At 55.7% G+C, this 16,706-nt stretch carries 7 protein-coding genes; 5 read left to right on the top strand and 2 right to left on the bottom strand.

Features of this window, described 5'->3' with window-relative positions:
* Positions 1–9: 9 nt before the first annotated feature.
* Positions 10–2,556, bottom strand: coding sequence for a tetratricopeptide repeat protein (locus WCI03_03960; GenBank protein ID MEI8139004.1), 2,547 nt, complete (start codon positions 2,554–2,556; stop codon positions 10–12).
* Positions 2,557–2,558: 2 nt separating this feature from the next.
* On the bottom strand, positions 2,559–5,402 hold the full coding sequence (uvrA, locus tag WCI03_03955; GenBank protein MEI8139003.1) for an excinuclease ABC subunit UvrA: 2,844 nt from the start codon (positions 5,400–5,402) through the stop codon (positions 2,559–2,561).
* A 371-nt stretch (positions 5,403–5,773) separates the two neighbouring features.
* On the opposite strand from uvrA, the gene WCI03_03950 reads away from it, so the two are divergent.
* From WCI03_03950 to WCI03_03930, 5 genes are all read left to right on the top strand, one after another.
* The gene (locus tag WCI03_03950; protein MEI8139002.1) at positions 5,774–7,984 is read left to right on the top strand and encodes a helix-turn-helix domain-containing protein; all 2,211 of its coding nucleotides are present in this window, start codon (positions 5,774–5,776) and stop codon (positions 7,982–7,984) included.
* 390 nt (positions 7,985–8,374) lie between these two features.
* A complete protein-coding gene (locus WCI03_03945; GenBank protein MEI8139001.1) occupies positions 8,375–11,536 on the top strand; it encodes a tetratricopeptide repeat protein in 3,162 nt (1,053 codons plus the stop codon).
* 45 nt (positions 11,537–11,581) lie between these two features.
* Positions 11,582–12,385 carry a MotA/TolQ/ExbB proton channel family protein gene (locus tag WCI03_03940; protein ID MEI8139000.1) on the top strand — a complete coding sequence of 268 codons (804 nt, stop codon included), beginning with the start codon at positions 11,582–11,584 and terminating at the stop codon, positions 12,383–12,385.
* A 14-nt stretch (positions 12,386–12,399) separates the two neighbouring features.
* Entirely contained in the window at positions 12,400–12,813 is a 414-nt protein-coding gene (locus WCI03_03935; GenBank protein ID MEI8138999.1) for a biopolymer transporter ExbD, read from the top strand.
* 32 nt (positions 12,814–12,845) lie between these two features.
* Positions 12,846–16,706 (top strand): hypothetical protein, encoded by a 3,861-nt coding sequence (locus WCI03_03930; GenBank protein ID MEI8138998.1) that lies wholly within the window; start codon positions 12,846–12,848, stop codon positions 16,704–16,706.

Raw genomic sequence — 16,706 nt, 5'->3', positions numbered from 1 at the left:
ATTCACTCCTTACCAAACCCAGTGTTCTGAACGGATCTGTTCAATTCGCTTACGGGCATCAGCACTGGCCGGTATCTGAGCCCCCTCAACCCGCTCCAGCACCTTCATGGCTCGTTTCCAATTTTTTTCCAATTCCAGAATATCTGCAGCAGAAAAAGCCGCCTTGGTAAACCAGACAGCGGCCGCGCTGTCCTTCTGCTTGTCCGCCAGATATCGGCAAACCACCCGTGTATAGTATTGCTCAAAGGCTTCGCTCAATTTTCCCATCTTATCGTAACACCGGCCGATTTTGTATTCCGCCTGAAGCTCGAGATCAAACGGTGTTCCCGGGGAACGACTGACCGCCCGATACGAAGTGATAGCCTCGGCATAGCGTTTTGGATCCGTTGCCCCCAGCGTGAAATGACAGTCACCACGACGTCCCCAGGCGGCGCTGACCAACGGCGAGTTTGGGAACTTTTCAATCAGTTCATCAAACACCAGAATCGCCCGTGAAAATTCCCCCAGCTCACTCAAGGCATCCGCCTGCAAAAACCGCGCCTCTGCCATGTGCAAACTAGTCGGATAGGTCCGTGTCATCCGGGATAACGACTCCACTGCCCGCAAGTACTCTTTCTGCATCATGGCTGACCGACCGGCCCAAATCAGTGACTGATCTGCCAGGGCATCCTGCGGCGATTTGTCGGCCAACTTGATAAACCGGGCTTCGGCATCGGCATAACGCCCATGATTGAACGCATACTCGCCGATCCAGAAGATGACACCCGGCGTCCATTCACTGTCCGGATAACGTTCGACAAAGGCCTTACAGACCTTGAGCGACTCCTCTTCCTGCCCGCGCATATAGAGTGCCCAGCCCCGCATGAAGTAAGCCTGGGGTGCGACCCGACTGCCGGGAAACTCCTTGACGACCCTTGAAAAATCGCTGAGGGCAACATCAATATCCCCCATCTGATAGGCCGCCAAACCATGCCGATGAAGCGCCTCTGCAAAGAGCGCCCCTGCCGGATAAACGGACATCACTTCAAGATAGGCGGCCAAGGCCTCCCGCACAAACGCCGGCCCCTGTTCCTCTTTCATCTCGGCAATTCTCATTAACGCCCGCTCGGCCAGTGGACTGGAGGGCATTTTGCGCACCAATTCACGGAAACGCCCCTCCGCCTCCCGCCGCAGGAGTTGCCGGGCAAGACATTCACCCAACTGATAGAGAACTTGCGGGTTCAATGCCGAGGCAGGGTATCGGGTTAAAACATTTTCGTAAGCGGCCTCCGCCAATGTATATTGGGCATTGGCAAACAACGCATCCGCCGCCTTGATCAGGAGGGGCTCACACAGGGCCGGATCCGTCACCAAGCCTGCCGCTTTCTCAAACATCGTAGCGGCCTCGGCATAACGTTGCAGTTCCCACAAGGCGAGCCCGCGCCCCTTAAAGGCCACCAAACGCCCGTCGGGAATCTTAAAAGTTTCCAGATAGTATTGGAATTCCTGGGCCGCTTTTTCGAATTGTTTCAAATCATAATAGCCTGCCGCCAATTCCAACTGCAGTTCGCCGGAAACCGGATCATCCGTGAGTTGAGCGATCACGGGACGCAACAACTCCGCCCCCTCGGCAATTTTCTTTTGTCGAAGTAACCACTTGCCCCACAAGGCTCGGCCTCTATTTTTAAGACCCGTGGTGGGCGCCAAATCAACGGCTTTTGACGCCGAGGTTACCGCTGCCGCATAATTAGTTTGGGCGGCATTCACCTCGCTGATAGTCAACAATGCCAACGCCCGCCGATCCAGTCGCACCATCGGATCGCCCGCCATCAGCGTCAGGATATTCCAGGCCGACTCCCATTTCCCATCCACCACCAGGGCTTTCGCCAGCAACAACTTGCCATCCTGAACAGACGCCAATTCTGCCTGTCGTGTAACCAATCTTTCCAAAATGCCCCGTGCCGCCGTGACGTTCCCAGAATCGAGCAAGGCTTGTCCCCAGTCCAACAAATTGTCAGACCCCTCGTCGGTGACTCCAAACTGGCGATCAAAGCGTTCGAATACCGCCAACGCTTCGGCCTGGCGGCCTTCCTTAAGATTCGCCCAGGCCTCGAGACGGGATGCTCTCGAAATCAAGGGACTGCCGGGGAATCGCCCTTCAAAATTGCGAAGTTCATCGAGTGCCAAACGGATATTGCCGGATTCATACTGCGCCACAGCATGCCAATAAACCATGGCCCCCGCCTGTGTAGCAGGTAAAGTCAGGCCAGCCGCTTCGATTTGTGCGGCCATCTCCTTGAACCGCCGTTGGCCATATAGAGCCCGAGCCAAAACGATCGTCGCCTCCCCCCGCAGTGAAGGCGGCAGCGCCTCATCTTTCAAAACGGCTTCAGCCTGCTTTTGAGCCAACTCGCAGAAGCCGTCTTCCAACGCGGTCTGGGCTGCACCCAGGGTATCAAAAGGAGAATTGGAGTGGGTCTGCACGGGGGCCGCCCCCCCCTCGGCCAACACCCCTCTCGCGACCAATACAAAAGCCACCACCAACAGCGAAAGCGAATTAATTAAATTCTGTTTCATGATCATTTCAAGTGGAGTCGTAATGCCTGCCCCGTGTGCGATGCATCACACCGGGAAACTTCCTCGGGGGTGCCCTCTGCAACAATCTGGCCCCCGCCATCGCCCCCTTCAGGACCGAGGTCAATAATGTAATCGCTCCGTTTTATCACGTCGAGATTATGTTCAATCACCAATACGGTATTGCCTGAGGCTCGCAACCGCTCCAACACATGCATCAACCGCTGAATATCAGCGAAATGCAGACCGGTCGTCGGCTCATCCAATAAATAAAGCGTCTTGCCAGTCGCTTTCCGGCTCAACTCGGAGGCGAGCTTCATGCGTTGCGCCTCACCTCCGGAAAGGGTGGTTGCCGACTGCCCAAGCTGGATATACCCCAGACCAACTTCGGACAACGTACGGACCTTACGTTCAATGGCAGGAATGTGTTTGAAAAAGTCCAGGGCTTCATCAATGGTCAAGGCCAGAACATCAGAGATGCTTTTGCCGTTATAATGGACCTCAAGCGTCTCTTTGTTATAACGCAAACCGTGACACTGCTCGCAGGGGACATACACATCCGGCAGAAAATGCATCTCCAGGCGGATAATCCCATCGCCTTTACAGGTTTCGCATCGCCCCCCCTTGACATTAAAACTGAATCGGCCAGGCCCGTATCCCCGCACCTTCGACATGGGCAAAGAAGCAAAGATGTCCCGAATCGGGCCAAAGGCACCCGTATAAGTCGAGGGATTGCTCCGCGGAGTCCGCCCGATCGGGGACTGATCAATCACGATCACCTTGTCCAGTTTATCCGCCCCGAGCAGGCGGCGGTGCGCCCCGGGAATCTCTTTTGAGCCATAAAATTTACGAAATAAGGCGCGACGCAGAATATCATCGACCAGCGTGCTTTTGCCGCTTCCCGAAACCCCTGTAATGCACACCAGTAAACCCAGCGGGATCCGCACCGACAGATTCTTGAGATTGTTTTCCGTGCACCCCATCAGCTGGAGCCAGTGCTCCCCCGGCTCTACACGTTTCTCGGGCACGGGAATCGTCAACTCACCATTCATGTATTGGGCAGTAAGCGATTTGGGGTTGGCCAGTAATTCCGGCACCGTTCCCTGATGTATCACCTGTCCGCCGTGACGCCCGGCCCCGGGGCCCAGATCAATGACATAATCGGCAGCTCGAATCGTTTCTTCATCGTGTTCCACCACGACCACTGTATTGCCCAGATCCCGCAGTTGCTTCAAGGTGTTGATCAACCGCTCATTATCACGGTAATGTAACCCGATACTGGGCTCATCCAGTACATACAATACCCCCACTAAACGTGAGCCGATTTGCGTTGCCAGACGAATGCGCTGCGCCTCACCGCCCGAGAGCGAACCACTTTCACGATCCAACGTGAGATAATCCAGCCCGACATCCGCCAGAAACTGGAGCCGTTCCTGAATTTCCTTGATCACATCTCCCGCAATCTTCTTCTCCTGCTCCGACAAAACCAGCGTCTTGAAAAATTCCAAAGCATTCCTGACAGAAAGCCGGGTCAGATCCACAATGGATTTTGCAACGACCGTGCAGGCCAGCACTTCCGGACGCAAGCGCGCCCCGCCACAGGTTGGGCAGACCATCTTGCTCATGTAGTCGCGCAGCCGCTGCCGGACAAAATCGCTATCCGTTTCCTTATAGCGCCGGGCCAGATTTGGAAGAACTCCTTCAAATGGTTTCTCGTAGTGGCGTCGCGCCCCACCACGCCAATAGCCAAACGTCATGTCCTTGTCACCTGAACCCTGCATCAACAGATTTCGAATATCTTCAGGAAGATCCTTGTAGGGAGTATCCAAACTGAACCCGCACTCCTTGGCTACCGTACGAAGTTGGGCCTTATAGTAGATCAGCAAGCGGCGGCCACCCCGTCGCCAGGCCGTAATCGCCCCCCCATCAATAGAGAGTTCCTGATTGGGCACGGCCAGTTGTTCATCAAAAATCATCTGGGTTCCCAGGCCGGAACAATCCGGACAGGCCCCATACGGATTATTGAATGAAAAATGCCGGGCGGTGAGCTTCTCGAAACTGACGCCACAATCGGCACAGGCGTGCTTTTCGGAATACAGGCGTTCCGCCCAGACTGTGGCTTCGTTTCCTGCCTGCGTGAGGGCAATCAAAACCCCGTTTCCTTCCTTCAATGCCAGCTCGACCGAATCCGTCAGACGGGACCGGATCTTATTTCCCATCACCAGGCGGTCGATCACCACATCTACATTGTGGGCTTTTTTCTTATCCAGCTTGGGGATCTTGTCGATTTCGACCATTTCACCATCCACTCGGACACGCACGAATCCCTGCTTCTGGATTTTCTCAAAGACGGCCTCATGCAGGCCTTTCTTACTTCGCAAGAGCGGAGCCAGCAACGCCACCTTGGACTTCTCCGGAAGAGTCAACAACTGATCCACAATCACTTCCGCAGATTGCCCTGAAATCGGCTTGCCGCAGTGCGGGCAATGCGGATGGCCTACGTTGGCATAAAGCAAACGGAGATAATCGTGAATTTCAGTCGTGGTCGCCACAATCGAGCGGGGATTGGAGCCAGCCGTCCTTTGTTCGATGGAGATAGCCGGTGACAACCCTTCCACATAATCGACATCCGGTTTTTGCATCTGGTCCAGAAACTGGCGGACATAGGCTGAAAGGCTTTCGACATACCGGCGCTGCCCCTCGGCGAACAGGGTGTCGAAGGCTAAAGAGGACTTTCCCGAGCCGCTCAGCCCGGTAATGACCGTAAAACTGTCACGGGGGATGCGGACCGTGATGTTCTGCAAATTGTGCTCACGGGCACCTGCAATAATAATGTGATCACGACTCATAAGGGCATCTAGCGTACGAATTCCTGCAGCACGCGTCGAGTTCGGATTTCCCGGAGTTCGGAACTGGCGACCAGAGCCACGTTCAACGCGGCTCAGGCAAGCTTCGCCCTCCAAAAAGAAAGATCGAGAAGCTAAAGATTATTCTGCTGGAGGGCGAACCTTGCGTGAGCCGCGTGGGCAGGCTTGCGGCCGAATGAGAGACAGAGTATTCTGATGGCATTGGAGAAATATGAAGGAAGCCGCCCATAAAGCCCGCAGTGCCTTGTGCGGCGGAGGGGTATGCTGTTTATAGGATCACTGGCCATAACACGCGGCAAGTCGTTGACTGATGACGCGATGCCCTCTTAACGTCGAGTGGAGAAAACGCAGACATGCCGGAAGAATTGAATCAGATTGCCGAGTTTGCCCGGAAGTATATCAGCACCACAAAAAGGCATATTTTCTTAACCGGGAAGGCTGGCACTGGCAAAACCACGTTTCTGCGTAACATTGCCCGATTTACACACAAGAACACGGTGATAGCGGCCCCAACAGGCATTGCGGCCATCAATGCCGGCGGGGTGACATTGCATTCGCTGCTTCAGCTCCCCTTTGGCGCCTTCCTGCCCGAAGACAACCCGCAGCTCGAAGGCGACATCACCACGCAACTGAATACGCCGAAAAGTATGATGACCAACCTGCAGATGAACGGCCGGAAACGCGAAATGATCCGGGCCATCGAACTTCTGATCATCGACGAGGTCAGTATGCTGCGGGCCGACCTGCTCGACGCCATCGACACCGTACTTCGCAAAATCCGCCGCAAAGACAGCCCCTTCGGCGGCGTGCAGATGCTCTTCATCGGCGACCTGCTCCAGTTACCACCCGTCGTAAAAGATGACGAATGGCCTTACCTTAAGAAATATTATGCCAGCCAGTATTTCTTTGCTGCCCGTGTCATCAGTAAAGTCCAGCTGGTTTATCTTGAACTGAATAAAATCTACCGGCAGAGCGACCCCACCTTCATCAGCCTGCTCAACAAGCTGCGCGATAACCGGATTAGCAAGGAAGATATCGCCCTCCTGAACCGTTACTACAACCCCGATTTCCGGCCACAGTCAGGTAAGCCGTACATCAACTTGACCACGCACAATTACAAAGCCGACCGCATCAACAGTTCAGAATTGGCTGAACTGGAGGGCAAAACCTACGAATACCGGGCGGAAGTGGACGGCGAGTTCCAGCCCAACAACTACCCTGTTGAAGAAATCCTCAAGCTGAAGAAACATGCCCAAGTCATGTTTATCAAAAACGATCCGAGCGGTCAGGGAGGTTTCTTCAACGGCAAATTAGGCACCGTTTCAGAATTGGACCTGAACAACATTACCGTCAGATTTTCTGACGGCAGTCCCGACGTGACTGTCGAGCCGTATGTGTGGGAGAACAAACGCTTCAAGCTCAATGCAGAAAATATCATTGAAGAAGATATTATCGGTACTTTTAAGCACTACCCCATCAAGTTGGCCTGGGCTATCACCATCCACAAAAGCCAGGGCTTAACCTTTGAGCGCGCCATTCTGGATGTCTCCGGGGCATTTGCGCCCGGACAGGTTTACGTGGCACTTTCACGGCTGACAGGCTTGGGAGGCTTGGTTCTTTCTGCACCTTTTGGCGCGCAATCCTTCAACACGGATACAGCGGTTACCGACTTTGTCCAGGACAAGCAGCTCGAAACAAGCGCCATCATGAGCGATCTCCGCATGGCGGCCTCGGAATACCTCGGCAGTTATGTCACGGAGGCCTTCGACCTCAGCAATTTTGAGTGGCAGCTCAGCAACCATGCGATGACCTACGACAAAGACGAATCGATTTCGGCCAAACAGAAATTTGCCCCCTGGGCAAACGATCTGGCACAACAGGGATCCGAAACGAAAGCCGTAGCGGACAAATTTGTGGCCCAACTGAGAAAAATCACCGCACAGCGGCCCATCGATTTCAAATTTCTTACCGACCGGCTCAAAGCGGCCCTTCACTATTTCGATCCGCTTTTTGCGCAGTATCGCCGTAAATTTGAAGTGCAGCTAGGGACCGTGGCGGCCGTAAAAGGCACCAAGGCTTACCAGACCGAACTGAAGGAACTGGCCTCCGTATGCGCCGCCGCGCAACAGGGCATGTACAAATCGCTCGCCATGGTGGAAGCGGTCATCGCCGACAAGGAATTTACCCGCGAGAGCATCAAAGAACTTAGTCTGCCCCCCCAGCTGAAACCGGTGATGCCCATGGCGATCAAGAAGCCAAAACCGCCAAAAAACCCGAAATTACACAGTTCCCTGCTATTCCTTACAGGAGAGAGCATTGATCAGATCGCCCTCAAGCAGGACATAAAGGTTTCGACCGTACAAGACCATCTTACCTGGGGTATTCGACAAGGCCTCGTACCAATCCATAAATTGATGCCACAGGCTGATGTGAATGAAATTATTGCCTGCTCCGAGAAACTGGGCACGGAGTTGCTGTTGCCCATCAAGGAGGCGTTCGGTGAAAAATACGACTACCGCGCCCTGCGCATGGTCATGGCTCACAAACACTCTCTCAAGCAGTAGATCGCGGAGACGTGTACGCGCGAAAAGGAGATTCATCGCATCTCCCGCTCCAGTTGTTGCAGCACACGCCGAACGACTTCAACCGCCCAAGCCCGGTCAAAAATCAAATATTATGGTTTGACAAACTCGTCCTTGGGCTTGCTTTTACATTTCTATTTTGACAGCATTCCTTAGGAAATTGTTGTTTCAAAGGGGGTTACAACGGGCAAGTGTCCGTGCCGTCCGAAAAGAGACTTCTTATCCATATAATTCCATGCACGAATGGATCGTGTGCAAAACCGTTCGTTCCGTGCGTCTTCGGAGAAAATCGCCATGCATTTTGTCACAAAAAAGATTGCGGCCCTGTTTTGCCTTGTCAGCCTCGGCGCCGTAATGTCACTCACGGCCGCCATGGACAAGACGGCCACCAAAGCGGTGGATGACTACAATTTTGCCGTCTGGCTGTATAACAGCGGCAAGTATGACATGGCTGCGGATTCCTATAATGCGTTCCTGAAGAATTATCCTGACCATGCACACAAGGCTGATGCGCAGTTTGGCCTGGCCCAGGCGCTGTTCCATACCGACAAGTTTGAACAGGCCGCCAAAGCGTATGAGCAGGTCCGCACCGACAGTCCCAACTTTCCGCAATCCGCCGAAATGCTGTTCCAACTCGGCCAGACCTATGTGGCGCTTGGCAGATTCAACGATGCGGTTGCACTGTTCGCGCAGATCCGCGAAAAATATGCAACTCACTACCTTGCTGATTGGGCCATGGCCCGCCAGGCCGCCTGCCTAATCAGCATGGAGAAGAACAAGGAAGCTGAAGACCTGCTAAAACTGTACGTCGACAAGTATGAGGGAGACAGCACACCGGAAACGAAGGCCATGCTGCAAAAGCTTGATGCCGCCGGGATCAAGGCTGGTGAGGCCTTTCTGAACCTCATCGAACGCAGCCTCTTCAATTATGCCTTTGCGCAGTTCAATCAGAATCGTTTCAGCGAGGCGCAGAAATCGTTCGAGCGGTTCCTCGCGAAGTATCCCAAAAGCGAACTGCATGAGGAGGCGCGTTTCCGCCTGGCCCAGTCACTCTACAGGCAGGATGCCTATGCTAAGGCCGCAGCGGCCTATGAATCGGTCACGGAGGGAAGTGGAAAATTTTCCGAGGCCGCCGGGTATGAACGCGGACTGGCCCTCTACAAGGCTGGCAAACTGAAAGAGGCTGCCGTCGCATTTGAACAGCTGGCCAGCCGTTTTCCACAGAGCCCACAGGCGGCCAAGGCGCGGCTGTACTCCGGCACCGCCCTCTTTGAGGCCGGCGACTACAAGAATGCCATTGAGCGGCTTGACCCCGTGCGGAAAAACAAAAAGGAATTGGCTGACGAGGCTTCGTACTGGGTCGCGATGAGCCTGCTGAAATCTGACAGGGCTGAAGAGGCCGAAAAGGTACTGAGCGATTCCCTGCATGATTTTCCGCAGTCATCCATGGCAGGCGACATGCACCTCGGCCTGGCGGATGCCCGGCTGGCAAGGAATAAATTTGAGGAGGCGGCCGGGGCCTTCAAGGAGTATGCCGCGGCCTTTGAGAAAAACGACCAGGCGCCGCGCGCCCTGTATTCAGCCTGTGCCGCACTGCATCGCGCCGATAAGTATGCCGATTCCGACGCCCTGTGCGACTCCTTCCGCGATAAGTTCGGCAAGAACGATCTGCTTCCTCCAGTGCTGTTTCTGAGCGGTGAAAACCGGTTCCTGCTCAAGCAATACGCCCGCGCTGCTGAACGTTACCAGGAGTTCCTGCAGAAAGGGGACAAGGCATTGGATCGCGTGGCCCGCGCCCACTACCGGCTGGCCTGGGTGCACCACTACGAAAAGCGTAACAAGGAGGCACTCGATGAACTCAAGATCATCGACGCGAAGGCGGCCGGCGCTTCGATTGCCTCCGAGATGCTTTATCTTGAGGGTCTCTGCCTGTTCGAAATGGCAAAATACGATCTGGTGGGCAAGGCCCTGACCGCCTACCTCGATACCCCGGAGCATAGCCGGTTCGGTGATGATGCCCTCCTGAAACTGGCAGTGGCCGACATGAAGCAGGACAAAAAGGCTGGCGCCGCCAAACACCTGGAACGTTTCCTCAAAGACTATCCCGCCAGTGAATTGCTCCCCCAGGTTCAATATCAACTTGCGGAGTGCTACTACGACCAGAAAGCCTATGAGAAGGCGGTGGATAAATATACACTGGTGGCCAGTCGCGAAAAAGCGGATGAGCTCACCCCCTACGCGCTGTTCGGCATCGGCCTGTGTTACTACGACCGGGAACAATGGAATGAGGCGGTGCAGGCATTCGACAAAATGGCCGCGAAATACCCCGCTGCGGACCTGACCGCGCAGGCGTTATATCGCAAGGCCAGAAGCCTCATCAAAATGAAAAAATGGTCTGAGGGGGAACAGGCCGCCACCGCAGTCCTCACCGCCTTCCCGAAACACGATCTCGCGCGCACAGCCCTGTTAGCGGTTGGCACCTGCCAGCAGGAACAGCAGAAATGGGCGGAAGCAGCGGCAACATACAAGACGCTGGATGAAAACTACCCTGCGGCAGATGACAGGGTCCGCATCCTGTATGAGCAGGCCTGGTCCTGGCGGCAGGCAGGAAAGGATAATGACGCCCTCCGTGTGTTCCGGCAGCTCGCCGATATATTCCCGAAGGATGCGCTAGCCGCAGACGCCTATTTCTACCTGGCCGAGGCCACATACAAAATAAAGCCGGAGGAAGCCGCCGGCGAAAAACCTGAAGCCCGCACCAGGCGACTCGACGGGGCTCTAGACCTTTACGGCAAGGTGCTGGACACCTCCAAGGACAAACGCCTCGCGGACAAGGCCCGTTTCCGCATGGGCTGGTGCTATTGGCTGATGGACCGCTATGCGAAGGCGGCCGTGGAATTCGACTGCATGGTGAAGGATTTCCCTGATAACGAACTGTTCCCTGATGCCCTTCTGCAGGCGGCGCAGGCCCATGCCAGGAACGGACAGACCGCGCTGGCTATTGAGCGCTTCCGCCAGTTCATTGTCGACAAGCGGTCGGCGACACATGAATTCTTGCCCGATGCCTGCCTGGGGCTGGCCAATTGCCTCATCATCACTGACAAGTATGCGGAGGCGATCAATCCGCTCGAAACCCTGATCAGGAAAAGTCCCGATGATCGCATCCTCGTCCAGGCCCATTTCCTGCTGGGGAAAGCCCGGTTCAACCTCGGTAAATACCCGGACGCCGAGGAGAGCTTCCTGGAAGTGACTAAGCGCACCAAGACTGAAACCGGTGCGGAAGCACAGTTCTGTATCGGTCAGATATCGCAGGCCAAGAGCGATTATAAAGCTGCCATCATGGCTTACCTGCGGGTCATTGCCCTCTACCGTGAACATCGCGAATGGGTGGCGGGGGCCATGTTTGAGAGCGCCAAATGTTATGAGGCGCTGGGCGATAAGGCGCAAGCATTGAACTCATACAACGATATTATCAAAAACTTCAGCGACACGAAATGGGCCAAACCCGCAACGGAACGGCGTAGCGCAAAATGACCCATTGACGTGTCCGAATCTCGATAACTACAAGAGGAGTGTTTCATGACCAAGTACAGGTTTGTTTGTGTGATGGGTATCATTATGTTGTGTGCGGGCGTGACCATGGCGCAGGCCGATAAACAGCCAGCGCCACGAGCAGCGACCGGCATGGGGCAACAAACCGGAACGGTAGTGACGAGCAAGGAAACAACAGGCACCGCCCCTGACATGCGTGACCTGACCATGATTCAGCTCCTGCAAAAAGGCGGACCTGTCATGTACCCGCTCTATCTCTGCAGCATTCTTGCGCTGGGATTCGCTTTTGAACGCCTCTTCACCCTTCGCAACCGGGTGGTGTCGCCACCACAAACCGTGCTGCAACTGCGCACAGCCTTGGACCAACCCGGGGACACCTTCAATGCCCAGGCCTTGCAGGCACAACTGGAAGGTGCGACAAGTCCCCTCGCACGCATCGTGGCGGCTGGCATACGCCGTGCAAACCGCCCCATCATGGAAGTGGAAAAGGCCATGGAGGACACGGCCGCCAAAGAGGTCTCCAAGCTCCAGCGGAATAACCGTGTGCTGTCCGCCGTGGCGAGTGTGGCTCCGCTGCTCGGGTTGCTGGGGACGGCCACAGGTATTATCCGCACGTTCATGACCGTGGCCGCATCGGAAGACGCGCTGGGCCGGACGGAACTCCTTGCCGGGGGCATTTATGAGGCCCTTGTGGCAACGGCAGTGGGGTTGACGATCGCCATCGCGGCCCTGGTCATGTATTTCTTCTTCCAGGAACGGGTAGAGCGGCTGGTGAGCGAAATTGACTATACCGCGACGGAACTGGCTGAAAAACTGGCTTCCAAAAGCTGAGACTGGGCCCCACGATGCGAATAAAAATTCCCGAACATGATTTTTTCGGCATCAACGTGATCCCCATGATCGACACGATGATGTTCCTCCTGGTTTTTTTCCTGATGGCCACGAAGTTCGCTGATATTGAGCGGGATGTCCGCGTGAAACCGCCGGACAGCCGCAATGCCAGGCCCATGATGGCCATGCCACGGGAAATGGTGGTCAATGTTGGCCAGGATGGACAATTCGTCATTGGCGGACAAGTACGACAGACTGAGGAGGTTGACCGGCTTATCGGCATGGCAAAATCAGAGAATCCCGATCAGGCCGTGGTCATCCGTGGCGACAAACGCGCAGTACTCCAGTTCGCCGTGAATATTCTGGACCTGTGCGAAAAACACAGCGTGAAACATACCTATCTCACGACCAACCAAGGCGACAAATAAGGTGAAGCTATTTCGCGAACGGAAAATGATCATTGAAGGGTAACGTACGAGGATCAGCGTTGCAGCCCTGGATGTGGGTGCTGATTGCCGCAGGCCTTGTCGCCGCTGTCGCGACCAGTTTTCTGGCGCCTGTCAGCTGGGCGCAATACTGGCATTATGTCCTGGCGCGATTCGGCTTCCCCCTGTTGGCGGCCATCCTGACAGCTGTCGGTCTTCTGGTGATTTCACTGCTGGCCGCCGGGCGTCGTCAGACCTCTGGCTTTGTCGCGCTCGGCATGTTCATCAGCATCGTGGCACACATGTTGACGGCCTCGTTGTTCGGTCTGTTTGTCTTGAGCACCCCGGTGCCCGAAGTTGACATGACCGCAGGCAGGTTGGAGTTGTCATCGAGTGTCCCCCCGATGACGGAAAGCCAGTTAAGCCAGGATATGCGGGCACAGTTTACCGCAACCACAAAGCCCGATCTCCGGGAACTATCCGTCAAAAAGGAATCACTGGTGGATCCCATTGAAGCCAGGGCGGCGCAGCTAATGCTGGAACTGAAGCACGGGCCGCCACCGGAGCCCATGCAGGAAAAAATGAAGCCCGTTGAGGCTTCACGGGCCAAAGCGCAGCTTCAGGAAGCGCTCACCAGGACTGAAGAGACGATTCCCGATATCAACAAGACTAAACTGGTCGCCCTCGCCCAGATCAAGAATGCCGGCGAAACCGCTCCAGTGAAACCATCGCCCCGGGAACTGCCTGGGCAGATGCCCCAAAAACTGCAGATCGATACCCTGGCCGCTCCAATTAATGACCACCGGAATGTGACTAGGAATGAAATGCAGCGGACACTCACGCGGGATACCGTAAAAATTGAACCCATACAGCACGGCGGGCGAAAAACGGACGATATACTGCGGACCAGCGGTAGCGCCGGTAAAATCGAAGCATTGAACTTGAAGGCGAAACAAATCCAGGATGCAGAGGCACCCGGCCGGATGGAAATAAAGCGTACAGGTGAGCCATCACACGCCATGGATGTCGCTCACCAGGGAACATCGGCACCCGATGCGCCGGCGGCGGCAATGTTGTCGCGCGAGTTGAAAGGCACAATGGCCAGAGTGGCCGCTGCCAGCCTGTCCGATGCCACCCCCATAACCCGGAAATCACAACCGCGGGTGGATACAACGCCCCAACAACGCGAAACGAGTCATGCACAATTCCTGAGCGCACCAGTCCGGATGACCGACACGCAACGCCCCGTGGTTGGCCCAGCTGCCGCTGCGCTGGCAGCTGAACCCGTCTTTGACACCCAAAAAGAGGTCAGAACCTTACGGAGCGGACAAACATCCGCGATGCAAGAGGCCCCACTGAACCGGTCCAAAGCGTCAATTACGCTGGAAAGACGTCCGGCGGCTGAGAATACCAAATTTAGAGTCACTTCCACAAAAGAGACAGCTCCCGCGGGCGCTGACCGCCTCGCCCTACAGGACCGGTTACTGGTAACAATGGGTGAAACCGGCACCCACCCCCTCGTGGATGTAGGTGGATCCGCAGCGGGAATTCAGGTTGAGCGCACACAATCGTCCATGCCAGCACAATTGAATGGTCGTGATGCTTTTGAATCTATTGCAGCTGTAAAGAGCGGATTGACCACGGGAGACATTCCGGACGTAAACAGTGGATGGGTGGCACGACACTCAGTCGATTTGACAACATCCGAAAATCACACAGCCGGCGCCGGTGAGCGCACCCCCTTTGACGTTCCGGGAGCACAGGCACAGACTACCACGCGCCCCGCAGGAGACACGAGTGAACTCACATCGGCTGTTTCGCGCTCAATGGCAATAGCAATGGTGGATATGGGTGGCGCCGCGGCACCGGCGGCGACCATTTCATCGGGTAGTGCCAGCGAAGAGGTGAGATCTCTCCGCGGAATTGACAAACTGCGGTATGCCTTGACAACCGGCAAGAGCCAGGCCGCCGGAAGTTGGGGACAGCCTGACGATGCGGCTTTTTCGCAACGACTGAACGCTGGGCGCGTTCTTTCCGGGGCGGCAGGCACACACAACTCGCTAGCTGGCAAAGCAACTGAAGTACTGATAGGAGGCTTGTCCGGCTCTATGGCGGCTGATGTTGATGCAACAAAAATTGAGAATCCGGGCTCCGCTGCAGGGGCTGGCGCAAAAGTGGCTGATATCCTTGCCGGGCTGGCCCCGGCAATGGCCACGGCGGACACAGGCACACTTTCCAGTGGCAATGAAATTCAGTCGGCACTCGCCCGCATCGGCCTCAAGCCTGAAAAGGCTGATGCTGGAATTTCGCAGACGGGCGAACAGGGCTCACGGTCGCAGCTTTCACTGCCGACCTCGTCGATGGGAGGCAACATCAACGTAAGCCTGGCGGATGTGGACGCCCTCCCTGCGGCACAACCCCGCGGCACGAAGGGGAGCGGCATCGGGCAGGATTCAGTATCATTGATAAGATCCGGATCTGCGGTCGGAAATGACGTGCGCTTGTCATTTGGCGAAACCGGCAGGGAACTGGCCGCGGAAGGCATGGGCCAAGGTGACAGCGCAACCGTTTCCACGGGACCAAAGACGGCGGCAGAGATTATTGTCACCAAGGCGGGCGGACAATTCATGCCGGATAGCGCACCAGCCGGTGGCGGATTGATGGATTTTGATTCCGCAAGTATGTCTTCTTCCGCAGGCAGGCCGCATACAAGGATGGATATTGATTTGAAGGCCGGGGGCGATGGACAGAGGGGGCATTCCGCTCAGCCAGTGTTAGGGTTCAGTGGCAAGGAGACGCCACGGTTGCTGATATCGGATGAATTGGCTTCCGTGCCGAAGACCGTTCCAGAAAAAGCGCTGTACAAACTCAGAACTCCGGAAAAACGCAAGGACATCATCCGTGAGCTAGGCGGATCCGTCAGAACCGAACAGGCTGTCGAAGAGGCACTCATCTGGCTAGCCAAGGCACAAAGCGATGATGGTCGCTGGGATGTGGATGGATTCAAAACCATCTCCCGTTGTGGTGGAGGTGGTGACCGCAGTGATGATGATGTGGCGCTCACCGGCTTGTGCCTGCTATCCTATCTGGGCGCCGGGTATACGCATGTGAAGGGCGAGCACAAGGAGTCGGTGCGCAAGGCACTGAACTGGCTTGTCGACGGACAGAAGGAAGACGGCAACCTGCAACGGGAAGGACAGATGTATGGCCAGGCAATGGCCACTGCGGCCCTGTGCGAATCCTATTCCATGACGGGTGATCAACGCCTGAATGAACCCATTAAAAAGGCGGTAGACTTCATCTTGAAGGCACAAAATCCCGGGGCTGGTTGGCGATATGAACCACGGAAAGACAGTGACACGTCCGTGACTGGTTGGCAGGTGCTGGCCCTGAAGAGCGCCATGATTGCCGGCTTCAAGATCCCCCCGCAGCATTTCCAGTGGGTTGAAAAATGGCTGGATTGTGTTCGACGCGGAAACGAAGAGGGGCTCTATGCCTATATGCCGGGGCATGCAGGAACGCCCACCATGACAGCCGAAGGCTGGTTCTGCCAGTTAATGATGAAAGAAAATACCCGCATGCGCGGCCAGGGCGAGACCATCCCCTATCTCATGGCCCGTTTACCGGTGTGGTCGCCGAAGGACCATACCGTGAACCTGTATTTCTGGTATTACACCACGCTTGCGCTGCACATGTCGGGGGCCCCTGAGTTTGTCACATGGAACAAGGCCCTGGTCCAGGCGCTGCTGACCGGGCAGGTTATGAAAGGTGCCGCCAAGGGCAGTTGGGATCCGGTGTGCGTGCTGGGCGAACGTGGCGGGCGGGTGTACACCACCGCCACGGCGGCATTATGCCTGGAAGTATACTACCGCTACCTGCCGTTCTACAAACAGTGA

This window comes from bacterium, assembly GCA_037143175.1.
Classification (GTDB): Bacteria; Verrucomicrobiota; Kiritimatiellia; order CAIKKV01; family CAITUY01; genus JAABPW01.
Note: the sequence above shows the minus strand (reverse complement) of the source record. Positions and strands in the feature narration are given on the sequence as shown.